The organism is Ruegeria sp. HKCCD4884, assembly GCF_013110855.1.
Lineage (GTDB): Bacteria > Pseudomonadota > Alphaproteobacteria > Rhodobacterales > Rhodobacteraceae > Ruegeria.
Map to the genome: position 1 here is coordinate 1 of NZ_WVRJ01000007.1, position 18,361 is coordinate 18,361.

Here is an 18,361-nt window from a genome sequence, read left to right on the forward strand (position 1 = left end):
ATTTTCGAACCGTGAATCACGCACCCAAGCGGAAATCAATGGGTCCTGACCCTAGTCTCAAAAACGATCCACATATGCAGTTTTTTAACCGATATTCGCCGCTCGACCTTCCGACATTTCAACCATTTCGACGGCCTTGTCTATCAAGAACAACGCCTCCATCTTGGTTTTGGCTTTAAGCATAACTTCTTCGCTAACTTGGAAGCCAATTGGCCGACCTGAAGTGGTGTCACTGGAAATTTCTTTCAATGCTTCCGGAAGCGGAGCTCCCAACTGGTCCACGCTCAAATTAATTTGATTGTCGTAGATCACCAAGAACACGCCATTTCCCCAATAGGTCGCCACTTTACGCCCTTCCTGACTAGCTGACAGAACCGCTGTACCAGCTAAAGTCATGGCACTTCGGAATTCACTGACCGTGCTCTTCTCAAAGAGTTGTTCGGCGCCTATGCATTTCACCGCCACAAGCTTTGCAGCCATGGAGTGCATCGTTGAAAGCTGATTTACGTAGTTCTCAAATTCAGCTAACCCAATGAAACCGGGCAAATCTCCGAAACATTGCGGATCACTTAAGCGAACGTCCGGACTATTACCAAAACACAACTCAAAATCCGCTTCAGCTTCCAGCACTTCGATTGCGGCTCTGCGTTCCGCTGCCATTCTATAGGCGTCAGATAACCTCTGCTTCAGATCAGAGAACTCAAAAGGCTTTGTAACGTAGTCCGTCGCCCCAACTCCGAATGCTTCGTCGATGTACTCTTTTTGCACCATGGCGGTCACCATGATAATGGGCGTGTACGTGTATTCTGGTAATTTTCGCACTTCTTCGCAAAGAGTTATGCCATTCATTTGCGGCATCTGCACATCCAGTAGCAAGCAGTCGAACGCTTCGTTAGGTCGTGACAGTATTTCAATGGCCTCTGGCCCACTTCTGGCGGTGACGACGTCTTTATAACCGAACGCGTCTAGAACTCTATCTAGCAACTCCAGGATGCTAGGATCGTCGTCTACAGCAAGTATACGCATAACTTTTCACCAACCTTTTACATCTCACCAAACGTTGGGCATTGCAGACTTCAGGCAACGGTTGGCTCGCGAATGATACACTCAGGGTTTTCTCAGCCTCTCTTACGAAGGCGGCAAAACGGTGACATAAGGTGGGCTTCCTTATGTCTGTGCATTTTTTTAATTTGTACAATTCTTCCCGTGCGAGAGCGCATACTGAAAAGCAAATCTCTCCAATTCTTGATGCCGTTCTATCTTTGCTCCTATCAGCCGTCACGACGGCCTCGAAATACTATCGGATAGCTAAACCGCGCCTGATCCATCGAGAATTTGAAAAGAATACATAAGAGAAGCTGTATTTTTTCAAAGTGTTGCCAGACATAGAAAAAAAACTGAACCTGCGGAAGAAAATAGAAGGCAAGAACTTTCTAGAGTTTTTGGTCAGTCAGCGAAGGTAACCAAAGGAAGGGAGGAGATTTAGACACACCTATCCATCTATTCGGGCAACTACCGCATAGGGTTGTGGACTAGCTGAGTTAAATCTTGCCATAAGTGTGTCAGAAATATGAGTAAAATATGGACCAACCACTCAGGTATAAGCAGACATACCCGGTCCCGGAAAAGCTTCCGGAACTAACACCTGCTAACGGCACTTCAGACGCACCAAATACTTTGGCGCGACTAGAAATTTTTGCTGTCAACAGCAGTCCGCCAATGCCACGTGGTAATATTGGCCATATTCGCGCGACTACACTTAATTTTCGCAATATTTCCGAGCATGGCACCCTTCTGACAAAATACCTTGAAACCAGAAAATCAATTTTCATTGACCAGTTAAAGTGGCAAGTTGGTGAAGCTGACGGGATGGAATTTGACCAATACGACACGCCAGCCTGTCGATGGGTTGTGTTGCATGAATTCGGTGAGGTCTTAGGAGGTGTGCGACTTCTGCCCACGACCGCAGAGTGCGGGGTATATAGTTATATGCTGCGCGACGCGCAAAGAGGTATCCTTAAAGGAATACCATCTGACGTTCTATTTATTGACGCCCCGGTAAAGCGCTCTGTTTGGGAAGCTTCCCGTTTCTTCGTGGCAAAGGATGTTGCATCGTCACGCAGGCTTCCGGTTCAACAAGAGTTGTTTCACCAGATGACTACTGTCGCGATGGAAGGTGGTGCAACCAGCATCCTGGGCATCGTCCCCTCAGTCTGGGCGCGGTGGTCACGGCGACTGGGCATCAATGCCTCGCCTGTCGGCGCAAAGTTTTCCATCGATGGCACCATCAGTCAGTCGGTTTTATTTAATATCCACAAGTAAATGGAACACCTCACCCACTAGATTGTCTTATTTGCTCTTGGACGCCCGACGCATATTTCATTGCAACCAAGGTTGATTTTAAGACTATTGGGAAAACTCGGCTGTGTTGCATTTTCGTGGGGTTTCCAGAGTCGATGCGTAGACTTCCAACCGTTGTTCAATCCCGTAGTTTTGCGATCGTAGACTGCCCTTTCGCGCCAACAGATTGCCGAAAAAATAAGGTTAAGAGAAAGCGACGCTAGTTCACAACAATAACTGGCAATTCGTTGTTGAGGCCGTTGGCGGCAAATAAAGGTCAAGAAAAAGCCCCTTTCTACGAAGACTTTCTCCATTTTTGCCGCTGTTTCGACCCACTCTCCTCATAAGTTTATCCCGTTATGAGGATATCGACGGTTCACCAGTTATGAGACATTCCACATTTGGCAGTGATCGGTTTCAAAGAAATTTAGAGCATCGAGCGCAAAGAAAGACCGCACTTACTGTACTGGCGGTTGATGATGATCCTGACATTTTGAAATTGCTCCAGTCAGCACTTCCTGAACTCGAAAACTGCAATGTGGCTGCTGCCAGTTCAGCTGATGAAGCGCTTGGGATGATAGAAGCAGCAGAATCCCCGTTCGACTGTCTGCTTGTTGACATTCAGATGCCTGGAACCTCAGGGATAGAGTTGCTTTCACAAATCCGAAACCTGCCGGAAAATCTGGAAACACCTGTCATAATGCTGACTGCACTGGATGACAGGCACAACATCGAGAAGGCATTTTTAGAAGGCGCATTTGATTATGTAACTAAACCCTTCGACTTCTTTGAATTGCGCAGCCGTATGAACGCTGCTCACCTTCTGATGATGGAAAGAAAGAAAACCCAATCCTCATCGGCGTCGATAGAAAATCTTCGCAGTGAATTGGATTTCAACCAGAAATTCAATTTCAAGGATCCTTTGTCTATCGACGAGCAGGAACAATGCTTGGGGTATGTCGAATTCGACAACTATGTCCAGCAGCTTTCACGGAGGCGTCGATTTGACACCTGGGTCACCGCAATCAAATTTCGTGACGCCGAGTATCACTTTGATCTGAAGAATTTTGGTGATTTTCGGCGATCTGTTTCCGACATTGGATTCTGCATTGAAAGAACAACACAGGCTGCTGGAGGAATCTATTCCTATCGCGGGAGCGGCGTATTTCTTGTTGTTACACATGGGCGGGAACACACCCAGAATATTCCGACCGAAGCTTTCCTAAACCAAGAACTAGGGACTGTTCTCAGCAACCGCTGCGCATCTGTCCATCTTAAAGTAGTGAAAGGTACACCGGTATCGCTTCGTTCTATTACGAAGGTTGGAGCGTTCGCCTCTTTGGACATGGCTATCAAAAAAGTGAATTATCGTGAGGCCGATCTCAGAAAGGGTCTGGTTACAACCTCTTCCACATTTTCAGAGCCCACCCCGCATCGCAAAGAAATGGTCAACGATAGATTGTTTGATGTAGTCTTGCGTGAGCTGTACGGCGATAACACTTACCTCACTCGCCGGCAGTAAGCTAATTCTATCGCCAAGCCTGACGTCGATCAAAGGTCAGGCACTGGAGTTTAGATATCAACTTTATTCGCGAACCCGTTCGGCATTGAGGATGAGTGGGCCACTGGTACGCATGGTGAATGTCAAAACTGGTTCCGGTAATTCAGACTCTGTAATCGAGAAATTTATTCGACGGAGCACCGAAGCCATAAGTACCATGATTTCAGTTTCAGCGTACTGAGCACCAATGCAGATTCTTGGACCATCTCCAAACGGAATGTACTGACCTCGAGGTAGTGTAGATCCCAAGAACCGTTCCGGTCGATAGTGGTCAGGAGCATCCCATAGTTTTTCGTTTCTGTGCAAAGAGTAAACTGGGAAGAACAGCGCGTCGCCATTTGCAATCTTTACCCCTTTGATTTCAAGGTCGGCAATTGCGTCTCTAGCAAAGAACGCGGCTGAAGGGTAAAGCCGCAGCGTCTCTTTTACATGGGCGCGCAGGAGTGGCATTGCCTCCAGATCAGAAAACTCCATTGGACCTTTTGGGCGTACCGACCGAATTTCTTGTCTAACCATAGCTTGCATATCTTGGTGCAACGCCAGCAGATAATACCCCCAGGCCAGAGCGTTGGCGGAAGTCTCATGACCAGCGACGACAAAGGTTAAAAGGTTGTCAACGGTTGTCGCTTCATCCTCGAAATCTGTTTTCAACGCCTCAATCATGAAATCGAGGAAATCCTGTGGCTCGCTGCGGCATTCGGAGCGACGCTGATCAATAACCTGTCTGGCAAGGTTCCGCATATTAGTGACCGGGGCCAGGCTGCGTAGCCAATTCTTGCGCGGCACCCACTTTGGCAAACCCATTAAATCGAAAAGAGACAAATCAGAGATGTACTCAAAATACTTGATCAGCCCCACGCGTATTTGCTCTGAACTGACTTTCTTGTTACCCGAAAAAATCACCCTGGAAATATTCGTCAACGTTGATGCAGGCGCAATTTGTGCAACATCTACGGGGCCTTCGTGTTCCGCCAATGAATCTGCAATCTCGAAACCAGTCTCTGCAAAATGCCGAGCCAGAACCGGGAGGTTCCTGGCGGCGAATAGTGGAGAATACCTACGCCGCTGCTGACGCCACTTTTCCCCTTCAGAGAGTATCAACCCGTTGCCTACAGCCGATCCAATAATGTCTTTAGTGAACTTGGCTTTAGGAAACGAACGACCCTGCCCGACAAGTAACTCGGTTATTATTTCAGGATCGCAGATATAGTGTATGTTCAAGGGCCCACGAACATAAGTTTCACGCAGAGTTTCGGCCGGGATGACTTCAAACATGTTTCGACCAGCGGACCTTGCAAACTGAAGCAGTGTCACCGGCTTTTTTGCAAGCCGAGCCGAAACAGGAGCGACTGCGCCCTGCCCCAACTTCGTAAATTCAACTGCAGTCAAACCCCAACCCTTTTAGATTTTCTCCTTCTTTCTGGCACATTAAGATAAAAAAAATTTCACTTAGCAACGAGATCGTCAATTTTGGGCGCCTCACACTGCATTTGCGCAACAAAAATTTTTCAACCTCTCACACCAGAATCTTGCGTGAAACGCCAACAATCACGGTGGCCTGCAAAGGATTAGCGCCAAACTGTGAACCCAATTCAGACCAACTAAGTCCTCATTGTGCCGCTAATGGTACTGTCCAAGCGCGAAAAACGAAGACATCTAGATGACAGCCATCGACGCCAATCTGCCGGACCGGGACTCTGGTGAAACGGAAAACCGGCTTCTGCAAAACATCAAAGATTATACTGCCATGAGCTTTGCGCTTCTGTGGCAGCGGCAGGCTATTTATCTGGCCACGACCATTTTGACTGCGTTCTTCTTCGATCCCATTAACGCCATGCTGTTCTACGGGACAATCCTAATTTGCGAAGCGCAAGATTTATTGCTGGCCAAACGCGTACCGCGCTTAAAGCCAGATCAGCACAAAGCAATTAGTATGATGGTTGTTTGGATTCTGTTGAATACGATCCTCAGCGCAACTGCAATCTGCCTGTATGCTGTTTCAGTTGCTTTCGCACAGCCCGCCGGTGGTCACTTTACTCCAATGTTCTTCTTGTTTGCTGCGGCGTTGTTTGCAGCAATGAACAACCATCAGTTTCTGTGGGCAATGATTATCCGTCTGACCATGTACGGCGTATCGTTCATGTTGATTGTCGTCAAGGATATCTGGATCGAACGCCCCGAGCTTTCATCTGAGCTCTGGCTGCACTTCTTCACCGTTATCTTTGTAATGTACTTTCTGATTGACTGTTCGATGGTGTTTCTGAAGCTCTACCGCAGGAATTTGGAACAACTTGAAAAGCTCAAAGCAGAGCACGAAAGAACAAAGGCGGCCTACATTGCGAAAACTCAGTTCATATCGACAGTTAGCCATGAACTGCGTACGCCTCTCACTTCGATCAAGGGATCACTTGACCTAATCAACACAGGCGCATTGGGTGAAGCTCCAGAATCAATGCAAAGCCTCATTCATTTAGCAGGTAAAAACTGCGAACGGCTCGCATCCCTAATCAATGATGTGCTGGACATTCAAAAAATGGAAGCGGGCGAGATGAACTACCGTGAAGGAATTGTTGATGTACGTGCGCTGATTCAGGAAGCGATTGCCTGTAACATGGGATACACCAGTGCTCACAACGTAGAAATTGTAGAAGACTTGAGGGGAAACAATGATCTGTACGTTAAAGGTGATGCCTCCCGCCTTCTTCAGGTGTTGGCCAACATTATCTCAAACGCAGCTAAATTCTCCCTTGATGGTGGCGAGATAACCGTCGGATGCGAGAAAGTCGGCGGGAATATTCGCCTCTTCGTCAAAGACCATGGCATCGGGATTCCTGAGGGGTTCCATGACAAAGTTTTCGATCGCTTTTCTCAGATAGACTCCTCCGATGAACGTCACGCAGGCGGTACCGGACTCGGGATGCACATTTCAAAGGAAATTGTTGAGCATTTTGGCGGAACAATAGACTACAGCAGCAAACTTGGTGAAGGCACAGAGTTCTTTATTATGTTCCCCGCGATAAACGGGCACGAGGTAGATTCCGCCGGAGCCGAGCACACCTCACTACCCTGCACCGCGCAATCCAAGCAAATTTAGCCGAATCCCACTAATCAAGTCACCGTGCTTTTTCGAAGGAACCCCATGATTTTAGCGCGGATTTTTCGCCGTACATTTAACGCCAAAATTACATGACCTCATGGCAAGCTCGAATCCGCCTGCGGTAAAATGAGGGAGCCTGCATATTGCCAATGCAACTCCAAAAAAAAGAAAATGCTGGACTGTCAACATATTCAGCTTCTTCATCGATTCATACCCCCATGTATCGGAAAGGTTTCAAAATGACCGAGCAGCCCTGCCCCACGACCGACCAAGCCCAACCCGATACCGAAGTTGTACATTCACCTGCAACAATGGTCCGGCAATCTGGTCGCCTCCGCTCAGAGCAACAGTGGGAAATTGTCAGACAACTACTGCACCCGATGTTGATGCAGAACTATTTCGGCCAAGCCATTGCCGATGCGTTCGGAATTTCCGTTGATACAGCATACAGATGGAAGCGGAGACTGTTGGATGACCTGCGCAAGGAAGCGGTATCCATGCAGCCACGAGACTTCGTGATGGAGAGCGTGTCCTCTCTCCGGCAAGTGCGTGCCGAAGCATGGGCCGGTTATCAAACAGCAAGCGACGCTAAAGAAAAGCGCGCCTTGGGTGCGTTACCCTCATCCTCGGCAAACTCAGGCAGTTCTCCTATGGCCTCTTCTAAGGCGTTACTCTGTCGTGCCTTCTCTTTGGCTTCGGCTTCTTCGGCCTCACGTTTCTTGTCCTCAGAGTTCAGGAACCTGTGGGCTTCTGCCAACCAACTTGCCCTAGGCTCAGAGCGAGAGATGACCTCACCAGAGGCAGGGTCAATCTCCGGGACACCGTAGGTCAGACCGTCGAGGAACTTCTCCCTCAGCAGAATGCGACCCTTGAGTCTCCCCTGATGGTGCCCCTTAGGAAGGGCGTGAACTAAAATTTTCATCTAATGGGCACGTGACCTTAAGCACCTTATTTATTTGGTGAGAAGTGACCCCCAGGAGAGTTCATCTCTCCCCGTTTTTTTCCGCTACCAACTAGGACCAACCTACAGTGGGGGCCTTCAAGGGAAACAAAGGGACTGTCTGAAGATAGCACGCCTAACCTGTTCCTTAGGCCAAGGCAGACGCTCGAAATGGTTTCGCTCAGATGGTATCTCCAATTCCCTGACAGCATGGTTGTAGGCAGCGGCTACTATGATCACCTCACGCTGACACGACTTCAGGTCCAGAGGTTGTCCGTTGGCTTTCTTGAGGCCAAGCAGATGGTCCATAAAGCTACGCGCAGTCTGGCGGTCGATACTCTCAATGCTCACATCTTCAAGGGGCTTGCCTAGGGCGTCCTTCAGTCGGCCAAAGGTGCGGTCAATTCTCACCATCGCCTTTCGGTCTTCGGCCAAACCTTTGTCCTTTGCATAGGTGTCTCGCATGTCGGCCAGCGAGGGCTTCGGGGGCTCTCGATTAGGGTTCAGGACAGCCGCTACCACTTCTGGGTCCTCTCCACGGGCAGCCAGACTGTGCCCCACTACACCACGGGTCCAGCTATCTTCCGGGTCCAACCCTTGAACACCCTCCATGTATTGCTCTGCTAGGCGCTGGGTATCGATGAACTTCTGAGTGGCCGACCTGTTATCAACCTCAGGGTACCGCCTAAGGGTGTCCTCAACAATGGCGTCAAAATTTCCTAGGTGAAACTGATACTCGCGCTGAAAGGCGGCTCCATCACGTGCCTTAATGTGCTTCTGGTAAGCGTCCTCACCAAGAATTTCGCGCACCCTCTTTGGCCACCTTCTGCGGAAACGCCACTGAGTGTTACTGATTTGGTCTACGTATTTGATAGTCAATTCAAAGGCCATTGTGTGCTGTCCGTGTGTGCTGTTTGCGTTATGCGACACACTCGGAAAATGCTGAATGCCCTTGTTTATAAGGCCAATAACCAACTGATCAAGCTAGTTCTGGTGCGGTCGAGAAGACTCGAACTTCCACGGGTGTTACCCCACAGCGACCTCAACGCTGCGCGTCTACCAATTCCGCCACGACCGCACTGCCAGTGACTTGGTAGAGCGGCGTATAGACGTTGGCGCGCGCGATGTGAAGAGGCAAAAACGCTCTGGTTTAAATTACCGCGCAGCCGACCTATCTAGCTGAATGATCACCACACATCCGATCTGACAGGAACCGCAAATGACCTCAACCGAGAACAGCCCTATTGTACAGATCGACATCGTTTCAGACGTGGTTTGCCCGTGGTGCATTGTTGGCTTCAAACAATTGGACACGGCCTTGCAGCAAATGGGTGTTTTGGCCCGGCTGCGCTGGCATCCGTTCGAGTTGAACCCGAATATGCCACGCGAAGGTCAAAACCTGCGCGACCATATCATGGAGAAATACGGAACCACCGCCGAACAAAGCCAGCAAGCGCGGGACAGGCTCACGTCGATTGGCGCAGAGTTGGGGTTTACGTTCAACTTCGGCGACGAAAGCCGGATGGTGAATACGTTTGCCGCACATCAGTTGCTGGATTGGGCAGAAGGGCAAGGTCGACAACACCCGCTGAAGCTTGCTCTGTTTGATGCGTACTTTACCCGGCAGAAGGACGTCTCGGACACTGAGGTCTTGCTGGATGCCGTTCGATCAGTCGGGCTTGATGCGGAAGTTGCTCGGCAAGCGCTTGAAAGTGGCCAACACACGGGCCCCGTTCGCGAGAAACAGCAATTCTGGACCAGCCGAGGTATTTCCGGCGTACCGTCAATGGTGTTTGGCGGAAAATACCTGCTGACTGGGGCGCAAGGGAGCGAAACCTACGCCCAAGTTTTGCAACGATGCCTGTCCGAGGCCGCCTGACCCCTTCCCCTGACCGCTATGGGCGGATATGAGGCCGGCATGGAATGGAAAATCACCGATGGTCTGACCAGTTACGAAGACGCCGTGGCCTTCATGGAGTCCCGCGTCGCAGGGATCGCGTGTGGCTACGCTGAAGAATGCGTTTGGCTACTGGAACATCCGCCCCTTTACACCGCAGGCACCTCAGCCAAGATTGAGGACCTGACCGATCCCGACCGGTTCCCGGTCTATGAAAGCAAGCGCGGCGGTGAATACACCTATCACGGGCCCGGTCAGCGTGTGGCCTATGTCATGCTGGATCTCAACAAACGTGGACGCGATGTACGCCAGTTTGTGAAGCAGTTGGAGACCTGGGTGATCTCGGCGCTGGCGGAATTCAATGTACACGGCGAGATTCGCGATGGGCGCGTTGGTGTTTGGGTCCGCCGCGATGACAAGCCGCTGACAGTGACCGGCAAGCCAGCAGAAGATAAGATCGCGGCCATCGGCCTGCGCCTGCGCAAATGGGTCAGCTTTCACGGCATCTCGGTTAACGTGGAACCGGATCTGGAGCATTTCTCAGGCATCGTGCCGTGTGGCATAACCGAGTATGGCGTGACCTCTCTGGTTGATCTGGGGCTTCCCGTCACTATGGCTGATCTTGATGCAGCTTTGGAGAAGACGTTTACTGAGGTCTTTGGCTCAAAAGACGCGTGAAAACCCCATCGAACCGAAAGGCGAATCGGTGTTAGCGCGCAAGCATCAAAACAATATGCTCAGGCGAATGGTTCTGTTTCCGATGCCTTACGCAATTAACCCTGAATGCCCTGGGTTTATCGGTTTCTTTAGGTAATTTTTAACTCTTTTAGATACAAAGGGGCCGTTAACGAGTAATATGAAACTGCCAATCAAGAGTGAGTGGTATGTTAACCGGTGATCTAGGGCTCGCCCTCGAAATCCGAGAAGTGTTTGGTTACGAGTCTGCCGTTCCGACCCCAAATCGGAACGGCAATTCTCTTTCCACCACCTAATAGACCACTGAATTTCGCGCCCCATCAAAAAGTGCCGGTCAAAAATCCGTCGCGGGCGTAAAACTGAAGCCCAGCTTTACAACGCAGCTTTGATCTTTTCGGCGTGCTGCGCAATCTGGTCGAAGTCGCCCATGTTTCCCGGCGGGCGCATCGACACGCCTTCGTGACGCGGCAGAACGTGAAAATGAAGGTGGAAGACCTCTTGCCCGCCTGCCGCTTCATTGAACTGTTGGATCGTCACACCATCCGCATCAAATGCCGCCTTGGCGGCCTGCGCCATTTTTTGAACGGTATTCATCACCGCCGCCAGTTGCTCGGGCGTGGCATCCAGTACGTTGCGACATGGGGTTTTCGGAATCACAAGCAAATGACCATCGGATCGCGGCATGATGTCCATAAACGCCAGAGTCTCGTCATCCTCGTACACACGGGTCGAGGGGATCTCATTGCGCAGGATTTTGGCAAAGATGTTGTCTGGATCGTAGTCAGCCATATTCAGTCTCCGGATTGCGGGTGTTGGCGTAGTTCTGAGACGCCAGTTCATGACGGTCAAGGCGGATATCTGCCAAGCGCCTGTTTCAACCCGGTGCTTATGGCTTGAAAACCGGGCGAGCATCCCCAGATAGATGCCGTTCGAGGCCTGAAAATCGCGGGGCAGCCCCCTGCCCGCGACAATTAATCTTGATCCAGATCAAACTCGGCCATTGAAGGTGCTCTCTTCGCAATCTAAAACCAGCAGGAATCCCGCGCGTTGGAGAGGTCCGACTGCGCGGTGTAGTTGCAACAGGAGGCACCTATAATGGCAGACGCAGCCATTCATGGTCACGACCATGAAGACGAGCGCAGCTTTTTCCAGCGCTGGTTCATGTCGACCAACCACAAGGACATCGGGATTCTGTACCTGATCGTTTCGGCCCTGGCCGGTCTGATCTCGGTGGCGATGACCGTTTACATGCGGCTCGAGCTGATGCACCCGGGCGTTCAGTACATGTGTCTGGAAGGCCTCATGGCCGACCCATGTACCCCCAACGGGCATCTGTGGAACGTTATGATCACCTATCATGGTGTTCTGATGATGTTCTTCGTGGTCATTCCCGCTCTGTTCGGCGGATTTGGCAACTATTTCATGCCGTTGCAGATTGGCGCGCCGGATATGGCGTTCCCGCGGATGAACAACCTGTCCTTCTGGCTGTATGTCGCCGGTACGTCGCTGGGTGTGGCCTCGCTGCTCAGCCCCGGTGGTAACGACCAGCTTGGTTCGGGCGTTGGCTGGGTTCTGTATCCGCCGCTGTCCACGACCGAGGGCGGCATGTCCATGGACCTTGCGATCTTTGCCGTGCACGTATCGGGCGCCTCCTCGATCCTCGGCGCGATCAACATGATCACCACCTTCCTGAACATGCGTGCCCCGGGCATGACCCTGTTCAAGGTTCCGCTGTTCAGCTGGTCGATCTTCGTCACGTCATGGCTGATTCTGCTGTCGCTGCCGGTTCTGGCAGGCGCGATCACCATGTTGCTGATGGACCGCAACTTTGGCTTCACCTTCTTTGACCCGGCCGGTGGTGGTGACCCGATCCTGTATCAGCACATCCTGTGGTTCTTCGGCCACCCGGAAGTGTACATCGTTATCCTGCCCGGCTTTGGCATCATCAGCCACGTCATTGCGACCTTCGCGCGCAAGCCGATCTTCGGCTACCTGCCGATGGTCTGGGCGATCATCGCGATTGGTGTTCTGGGCTTCGTCGTGTGGGCGCACCACATGTACACCGTTGGCATGTCGCTGCGTCAGCAGGCCTATTTCATGCTGGCCACGATGGTCATCGCGGTTCCGACAGGCGTTAAGGTCTTCTCGTGGATTGCGACCATGTGGGGCGGCTCGATCGAGTTCAAAACTCCGATGCTGTTTGCCTTTGGCTTCCTGTTCCTGTTCACCGTTGGTGGTGTGACCGGTGTGGTTCTGTCGCAGGCTGGTGTCGACCGTGCCTATCACGACACCTACTACGTCGTGGCGCACTTCCACTACGTGATGAGCTTGGGTGCCGTCTTTGCGATCTTCGCTGGCGTGTACTTCTACTTCTCGAAGATGACAGGCCGTCAGTATTCCGAGTTCTGGGGCAAGGTTCACTTCTGGATGTTCTTCATTGGCGCCAACCTGACCTTCTTCCCGCAGCACTTCCTGGGCCGTCAAGGCATGCCGCGCCGCTACATCGACTACCCCGAGGCATTCGCCCAGTGGAACTTCGTATCGTCGATTGGTGCGTTCATCTCGTTCGCCTCGTTCCTGCTGTTCTTCGGCATTGTGTTCTACGCCCTGTTCCGTGGCGCGAAAGAGACGCGTCCGAACCCGTGGAACGAATACGCCGACACACTGGAATGGACCCTGCCCTCGCCGCCGCCCGAACACACGTTCGAGCAGCTGCCCAAGCAGGAAGACTGGGACAAGGGCCACGCGCACTAACCCCAACATGATCCAAAGAAACCCCGCCCAAGTGGCGGGGTTTTTCTTTGCGCGTGCCTAACGTTCGCCAATTGCAGCAAAATCGGGTATCATATGCGGGCAAGACAGCCGGAGGGTCGTCTATGCCTGAAATCGACTTTTGGTACTCCATCGGCAGCACCTATACCTACCTCACCGTGATGCGTTTGGATGAGTGGTGTGCCGAACACGACGCCACCGTAAACTGGCGTCCCTTCAACGTGCGCACGGTCATGTCGGCCCAGCAAAACGTTCCCTTTGCAGGCAAACCCGTGAAATCAGCCTATATGTGGCGCGACATTGAGCGGCGCTGCGCCAAGTACCACATTCATGCCAAACTGCCCGCGCCCTACCCGGTCTCAGACTTGGCTTTGGCCAATCAGGTCGCCGTTCTGGGAATGAAAGAAGGATGGGGCAAATCCTTTACCCAGGCTTTGTACCGCATCTGGTTCGAGGAAGGTATCGAAGCCGGAAGCGAAAGCGCCCTGTCCGAGGCCTTGTTGCGCTGTCAGCAAGATCCACGCCTGGCGCTGGGACGAGCCCGCAGCGCGGACGTGATTGCAACGCTTGAGGCTGAAACTGAAACGGCCGTGAAATTGGGTGTATTTGGCGCTCCAAGCTTTGTTGTCCGGCAAGAAGTGTTCTGGGGAGACGACCGTTTGGACGATGCCTTGTCCTGGGCGCGTGTCGGGCACGTCATCTGATCAAAACCCGTCGACACAAGACCGTCCTGCGCTATGTTCGCGATATGCCGTATACATGGAATCAGACGTCCGAAACGGAACAAGAACTGCGCCTGTGGCCGCACAACTCTTTGCCTCCACGCGGAGCTATGATCACTATACTTTCGGTGTTCCTGTTTGGCCTGATCCCCTTGCTGGCCATGCTGGGGTCCGTGGTTCTGTGGGGGCTGTTACCCTTTCTTCTGATCACGGTGTTTGGCCTTTGGCTGGCCATTCAGACCAACTATCGCGCACGCAGCGTTTTCGAGGTTTTGACGCTGTCTGATACGCAAGCGCATCTGGTGCATTACACACCCGGCAAAGACCAGCAGGAATGGTCCTGCAACCGCTTTTGGGCAAGGACGGAAATGCACGAGAAAGGTGGACCCGTCCCCCACTATGTCACGCTTGTTGGTGAAGGGCGCGAGGTCGAGATCGGTTCGTTTTTATCCGAAGATGAGCGGATCACGCTTTATGACGAACTAAGCACGAGACTGCGCGAACCGGTCGCGCAGTAGGTCATCGTTCATTTTTTGTCTCAGCAGTTGCCGTTTGATGCGGCGCAGAGGTGATCTTTGACCATCGGGCCAACTTTGCCAAAATCCATCTGTCCGGTGTAACGAGTCTTCAATTCGCCCATGACTTTGCCCATGTCTCGGATGGATCCGGCCCCGGTTGCGGTGATCGCAGTCTGAATCGCCTTTGACACCTCGTCATCATCCAGCTGCTTGGGCAGAAATTCCTCGATGACCGCAACTTCCTGCATCTCGCGTTCGGCCAGATCCAAACGGCCGCCTTCTTCATAGGCACGCGCGCTTTCTTTGCGTTGCTTGGTCATTTTACCAAGGATTTCAAGCACCTCAGCGTCACCGCAGCCTTTGACTTCTTCGTTGTCCAAGGCGCGCGCCGCGATATCGCGGTCCTTGATGGCCGCGTTGATCAACCGCAACGTCGACAGACGCTCGGCTGCTTTGTCCTTCATTGCTTGCTTCAGGGCGGCATTCACCCGTGATCGCATGTCCATTTGGTTTGTCCATCCCCATGACAACGGAACCCCGACCATATCTAAACAAAAAGCCTGACACAACAGGGAGTGAATACCCCTAAGTCATTGAAAAACAACAATAGCCAAAAATTTGAACAGACTTGACCCAAGCGCCCAACCCCCTTAGGTATGCGCCGGTTTACCTTGCAGGAGAGTCGCGCCATGGCCCAGAACGCCCCGTCCAAGCCCACCGCATGTCTGGCATTGGCCGATGGGACATTGTTTTACGGCATAGGCTTTGGTGCCACCGGACAAACAGTGGCCGAGTTGTGCTTTAACACAGCCATGACCGGATATCAGGAAATCATGACCGACCCATCTTATGCCGGTCAGATCGTGACATTCACCTTCCCGCATATCGGCAATGTCGGCGTGAACCCTGAAGATGACGAAACCAATGATCCGGTTGCTGCAGGCATGGTCGTTAAATGGGACCCGACCGAGCCTTCGAACTGGCGTTCGGCCGAAGAGCTTAAAGGCTGGCTGGCCCGTCGCGGTCGCATCGCCATCGGCGGCGTCGATACCCGTCGCCTGACGCGTGCCATCCGCCAACAAGGCGCACCTCATGTCGCTCTAGCCCATGACCCCGAGGGCAATTTTGACATCGAAGCGCTGGTGGCAGCCGCACGTGGATTTGCCGGCCTGGAGGGCATGGACCTTGCCAAGGACGTAACCTGTGCCCAAAGCTATCGCTGGGACGAAATGCGTTGGGCCTGGCCTGACGGGTACACGCGTCAAGAAGCCCCTGCGCACAAGGTTGTGGCCGTCGATTACGGTGCGAAACGCAACATTCTGCGCTGCCTTGCGTCTGCGGGATGTGATGTGACGGTTCTACCTGCAACGGCAACTGCTGCCGAAGTGCTGGCCCACCAGCCTGATGGTGTGTTCCTTTCGAACGGTCCCGGTGATCCGGCGGCGACCGGGGAATACGCCGTACCGATGATCAAAGAGATTCTGGACACCACCGATCTGCCTGTATTCGGCATCTGCCTTGGCCACCAGATGCTAGCGCTGGCCTTGGGCGGCCAGACGGTCAAGATGAACCACGGCCACCATGGTGCGAACCATCCGGTCAAGGATCTGGACACCGGTAAAGTTGAGATCACATCAATGAACCACGGCTTTGCAGTTGATGCTCAGTCCCTGCCAGACGGCGTTGTAGAGACCCACCGGTCGCTGTTTGACGGCTCGAACTGCGGTATCCGCATGACAGACCGGCCTGTTTATTCGGTTCAGTATCACCCGGAAGCATCCCCGGGACCTCAGGACAGTTTCTATCTGTTTGAGCGCTTCGCCGACGCCATGGAAAAGAAAAAGCAAAGCGCATAACACTCAAACTGTGCAGTGTTAACGGCACGTTAACCTTGATTGAACAACCCTGAGCACGGGTAACTGTGCCAGGGTTCTTTTTATGGTTGAGCTTAATCTGCAAAATTTCACAACCGCGTCTCCGATCCCGGCCCCCGGATTTCGAAAACCGCTGGGCACCTGTCTGGTAGAATCCGGAACTCTGACGCAGTCGGAACTTGACCACGCCTTGTATTTGCAATCCCAGCAAAATGCGCCTTTGGGTGAAATTTTGGTGGGTGAAGGGTTTGCCACCCGGCAAGACGTCCTGCACGCCTTGTCTGTCCAGTCTGGTTGGCAGATTGCGGACTTGGAACAGATCCCGCCCATGCCGGGGCTGTGCGACCTGAAACCGGTAGGTTTTTGGTTGAAACACAACGTTATACCGTGGATGCGCGTTGGCCCGCTTCTGTTGGTTGCGACTGCCCGTCCGGATCGGTTTCCAGATGTTACTCACGAAATGCAGGACTGCGATTACACGATTATTCCCGTGCTTGCGGCCTCTGATCAGATCGACCGCACAATTGCCCGGCAGTTTTCGCGCCCTTTGGCCGAAGCTGCGGAGACACGGGTCGACGCCGAACAGAGCTGCCGCAACTGGACGGTCGGGTCGCGCATTGCGCCAAGCCTGACTGCCCTTGGTATTGTTGTTCTGTTCGCCACTTTCCCGCAGTTAGGGTTGGCTGTTCTGCTGACCGCAGCTGTGGGAACCTTGGTTCTATTCGCTGTTCTTCGCACCGCTGGGGCTTTGACCTATCTGCGTCATTCCTTTCAAAAAAAGCCAGAAGCGTCTGATGCAGCCATCCCGTTACGACAGCCCTGCGTGTCAATCATGGTGCCACTGTACAAAGAGCGCGAGATTGCCGATGCGCTTGTCCAACGGCTCAAACGACTGACCTACCCCAAGGCGCTTCTGGACGTCATCTTGGTCCTGGAAGAAAAAGACGAAGTCACGCGCGCAACTCTGGCGCAAGTGGATCTGCCCAGTTGGATGCGGATCGTCGAGGTGCCCGAATTGGGCGGGCTGACCACCAAACCACGTGCCATGAACTATGCTTTGGACTTTTGCCGAGGCGACTTTGTTGGCGTCTGGGATGCCGAAGACGCGCCGCAACCGGATCAGATCGAACGGGTGGTCGCGCATTTCACGCAGGCCGCTCCGCAGGTCGTGTGTCTTCAGGGCAGCCTTGATTACTACAACCCGCGCACAAACTGGCGCTCTCGCTGCTTCACTATCGAATACAACAGTTGGTTTCGCATCATCCTGCCGGGAATAGCGCGTATGGGACTTGTCGTTCCACTGGGCGGGACCACCTTTTTCTTTCGTCGAGACAAGCTGTTGAAATTGGGCGGCTGGGATGCCCACAACGTGACCGAAGATGCCGATCTTGGCGTGCGGCTGTGCCGGGCCGGATACCGGACCGAACTGGTGGACACCACAACTTATGAAGAAGCAAATTTTCGCGCCTGGCCTTGGGTAAAGCAGCGTTCACGCTGGCTCAAAGGTTTCATGGTGACGTATCTTGTGCACATGCGATCCCCTAAGAAACTGCTGCGCGATCTGGGTGTCGCGCAGTTTCTAGGGTTTCAGGCGTTTTTTCTGGGCACGTTGGGGCAATTCTTACTGGCCCCTGTGTTGTGGCTTTTCTGGCTGTCGACGCTGGGTTTGGTTAATCCAATGGCGCAAGTTGTTCCACAACTGGTAGCTACCGCACTTATAATTCTGTTTTTGACAACCGAAGCGCTGAGTGTTTGCGTCGGATGTCTTGCCGTCTGGGCGCGTGAACGGCGTTTTTTGTTGCCCTGGGTTCCAACCATGGCTCTGTACTACCCGTTGGGGGTGGTTGCCGCCTACAAAGCTTTGTGGGAACTGGTAACCAATCCCTTCTTCTGGGACAAAACCCAACATGGGCAAGCCAGCGAAGATCAGCCGCTGGCCTGATA

At 52.6% G+C, this 18,361-nt stretch carries 16 protein-coding genes and 1 tRNA gene; 10 read left to right on the forward strand and 7 right to left on the reverse strand.

Annotated elements, in window-relative coordinates:
• Positions 1-84: 84 nt before the first annotated feature.
• Entirely contained in the window at positions 85-1,026 is a 942-nt protein-coding gene (locus GS636_RS11615; protein ID WP_171646803.1) for a PleD family two-component system response regulator, read from the reverse strand.
• A gap of 555 nt (positions 1,027-1,581) precedes the next feature.
• On the opposite strand from GS636_RS11615, the gene GS636_RS11620 reads away from it, so the two are divergent.
• Together GS636_RS11620 and GS636_RS11625 are read left to right on the forward strand one after the other, a co-directional pair.
• Positions 1,582-2,322, forward strand: coding sequence for an acyl-homoserine-lactone synthase (locus GS636_RS11620; protein WP_253746376.1), 741 nt, complete (start codon positions 1,582-1,584; stop codon positions 2,320-2,322).
• A gap of 403 nt (positions 2,323-2,725) precedes the next feature.
• Positions 2,726-3,862 carry a response regulator gene (locus GS636_RS11625; protein WP_171669573.1) on the forward strand — a complete coding sequence of 379 codons (1,137 nt, stop codon included), beginning with the start codon at positions 2,726-2,728 and terminating at the stop codon, positions 3,860-3,862.
• A 63-nt stretch (positions 3,863-3,925) separates the two neighbouring features.
• Here the strand turns inward: GS636_RS11625 and GS636_RS11630 are convergent, their stop codons facing one another.
• Positions 3,926-5,290 (reverse strand): cytochrome P450, encoded by a 1,365-nt coding sequence (locus GS636_RS11630; protein ID WP_171182749.1) that lies wholly within the window; start codon positions 5,288-5,290, stop codon positions 3,926-3,928.
• 271 nt (positions 5,291-5,561) lie between these two features.
• Between GS636_RS11630 and GS636_RS11635 the strand changes: the two genes are divergently transcribed.
• Positions 5,562-6,995, forward strand: coding sequence for a cell wall metabolism sensor histidine kinase WalK (locus GS636_RS11635; protein WP_171669574.1), 1,434 nt, complete (start codon positions 5,562-5,564; stop codon positions 6,993-6,995).
• Positions 6,996-7,569: 574 nt separating this feature from the next.
• Here GS636_RS11635 and GS636_RS11640 read toward each other — a convergent pair.
• The 3 genes from GS636_RS11640 to GS636_RS11650 form a co-directional block, all read right to left on the reverse strand.
• A complete protein-coding gene (locus GS636_RS11640; RefSeq protein ID WP_171669575.1) occupies positions 7,570-7,920 on the reverse strand; it encodes a hypothetical protein in 351 nt (116 codons plus the stop codon).
• Between the two features lie 117 nt (positions 7,921-8,037).
• A complete protein-coding gene (locus GS636_RS11645) occupies positions 8,038-8,748 on the reverse strand; it encodes a hypothetical protein (protein WP_171669576.1) in 711 nt (236 codons plus the stop codon).
• A gap of 181 nt (positions 8,749-8,929) precedes the next feature.
• Positions 8,930-9,016, reverse strand: a tRNA-Leu gene (locus GS636_RS11650).
• 141 nt (positions 9,017-9,157) lie between these two features.
• Here GS636_RS11650 and GS636_RS11655 point away from each other — a divergent pair.
• Both GS636_RS11655 and lipB read left to right on the forward strand, forming a co-directional pair.
• Positions 9,158-9,817 carry a DsbA family oxidoreductase gene (locus GS636_RS11655; protein WP_171669577.1) on the forward strand — a complete coding sequence of 220 codons (660 nt, stop codon included), beginning with the start codon at positions 9,158-9,160 and terminating at the stop codon, positions 9,815-9,817.
• A gap of 39 nt (positions 9,818-9,856) precedes the next feature.
• Entirely contained in the window at positions 9,857-10,513 is a 657-nt protein-coding gene (gene lipB, locus GS636_RS11660) for a lipoyl(octanoyl) transferase LipB (RefSeq protein WP_171669578.1), read from the forward strand.
• 390 nt (positions 10,514-10,903) lie between these two features.
• Here lipB and GS636_RS11665 read toward each other — a convergent pair whose 3' ends face one another.
• Positions 10,904-11,320: an HIT family protein gene (locus GS636_RS11665; RefSeq protein ID WP_171182734.1), complete on the reverse strand. Its 417-nt coding sequence runs from the start codon at positions 11,318-11,320 to the stop codon at positions 10,904-10,906.
• A 306-nt stretch (positions 11,321-11,626) separates the two neighbouring features.
• Here GS636_RS11665 and ctaD point away from each other — a divergent pair, with 306 nt between their 5' ends.
• From ctaD to GS636_RS11680, 3 genes are all read left to right on the forward strand, one after another.
• Positions 11,627-13,285 (forward strand): cytochrome c oxidase subunit I, encoded by a 1,659-nt coding sequence (gene ctaD / locus GS636_RS11670; protein ID WP_171669579.1) that lies wholly within the window; start codon positions 11,627-11,629, stop codon positions 13,283-13,285.
• Positions 13,286-13,407: 122 nt separating this feature from the next.
• A complete protein-coding gene (locus tag GS636_RS11675; protein WP_171182733.1) occupies positions 13,408-14,007 on the forward strand; it encodes a 2-hydroxychromene-2-carboxylate isomerase in 600 nt (199 codons plus the stop codon).
• Positions 14,008-14,051: 44 nt separating this feature from the next.
• Positions 14,052-14,543: a DUF2244 domain-containing protein gene (locus tag GS636_RS11680; RefSeq protein WP_171089412.1), complete on the forward strand. Its 492-nt coding sequence runs from the start codon at positions 14,052-14,054 to the stop codon at positions 14,541-14,543.
• A 20-nt stretch (positions 14,544-14,563) separates the two neighbouring features.
• On the opposite strand, the gene GS636_RS11685 is transcribed toward GS636_RS11680, so the two are convergent.
• Positions 14,564-15,049 carry a GatB/YqeY domain-containing protein gene (locus GS636_RS11685; protein ID WP_171089410.1) on the reverse strand — a complete coding sequence of 162 codons (486 nt, stop codon included), beginning with the start codon at positions 15,047-15,049 and terminating at the stop codon, positions 14,564-14,566.
• Positions 15,050-15,232: 183 nt separating this feature from the next.
• On the opposite strand from GS636_RS11685, the gene carA reads away from it, so the two are divergent.
• On the forward strand, positions 15,233-16,399 hold the full coding sequence (gene carA / locus GS636_RS11690) for a glutamine-hydrolyzing carbamoyl-phosphate synthase small subunit (protein ID WP_171182729.1): 1,167 nt from the start codon (positions 15,233-15,235) through the stop codon (positions 16,397-16,399).
• An 82-nt stretch (positions 16,400-16,481) separates the two neighbouring features.
• The gene (locus GS636_RS11695; RefSeq protein ID WP_171669580.1) at positions 16,482-18,359 is read left to right on the forward strand and encodes a glycosyltransferase; all 1,878 of its coding nucleotides are present in this window, start codon (positions 16,482-16,484) and stop codon (positions 18,357-18,359) included.
• Positions 18,360-18,361: the final 2 nt, after the last annotated feature.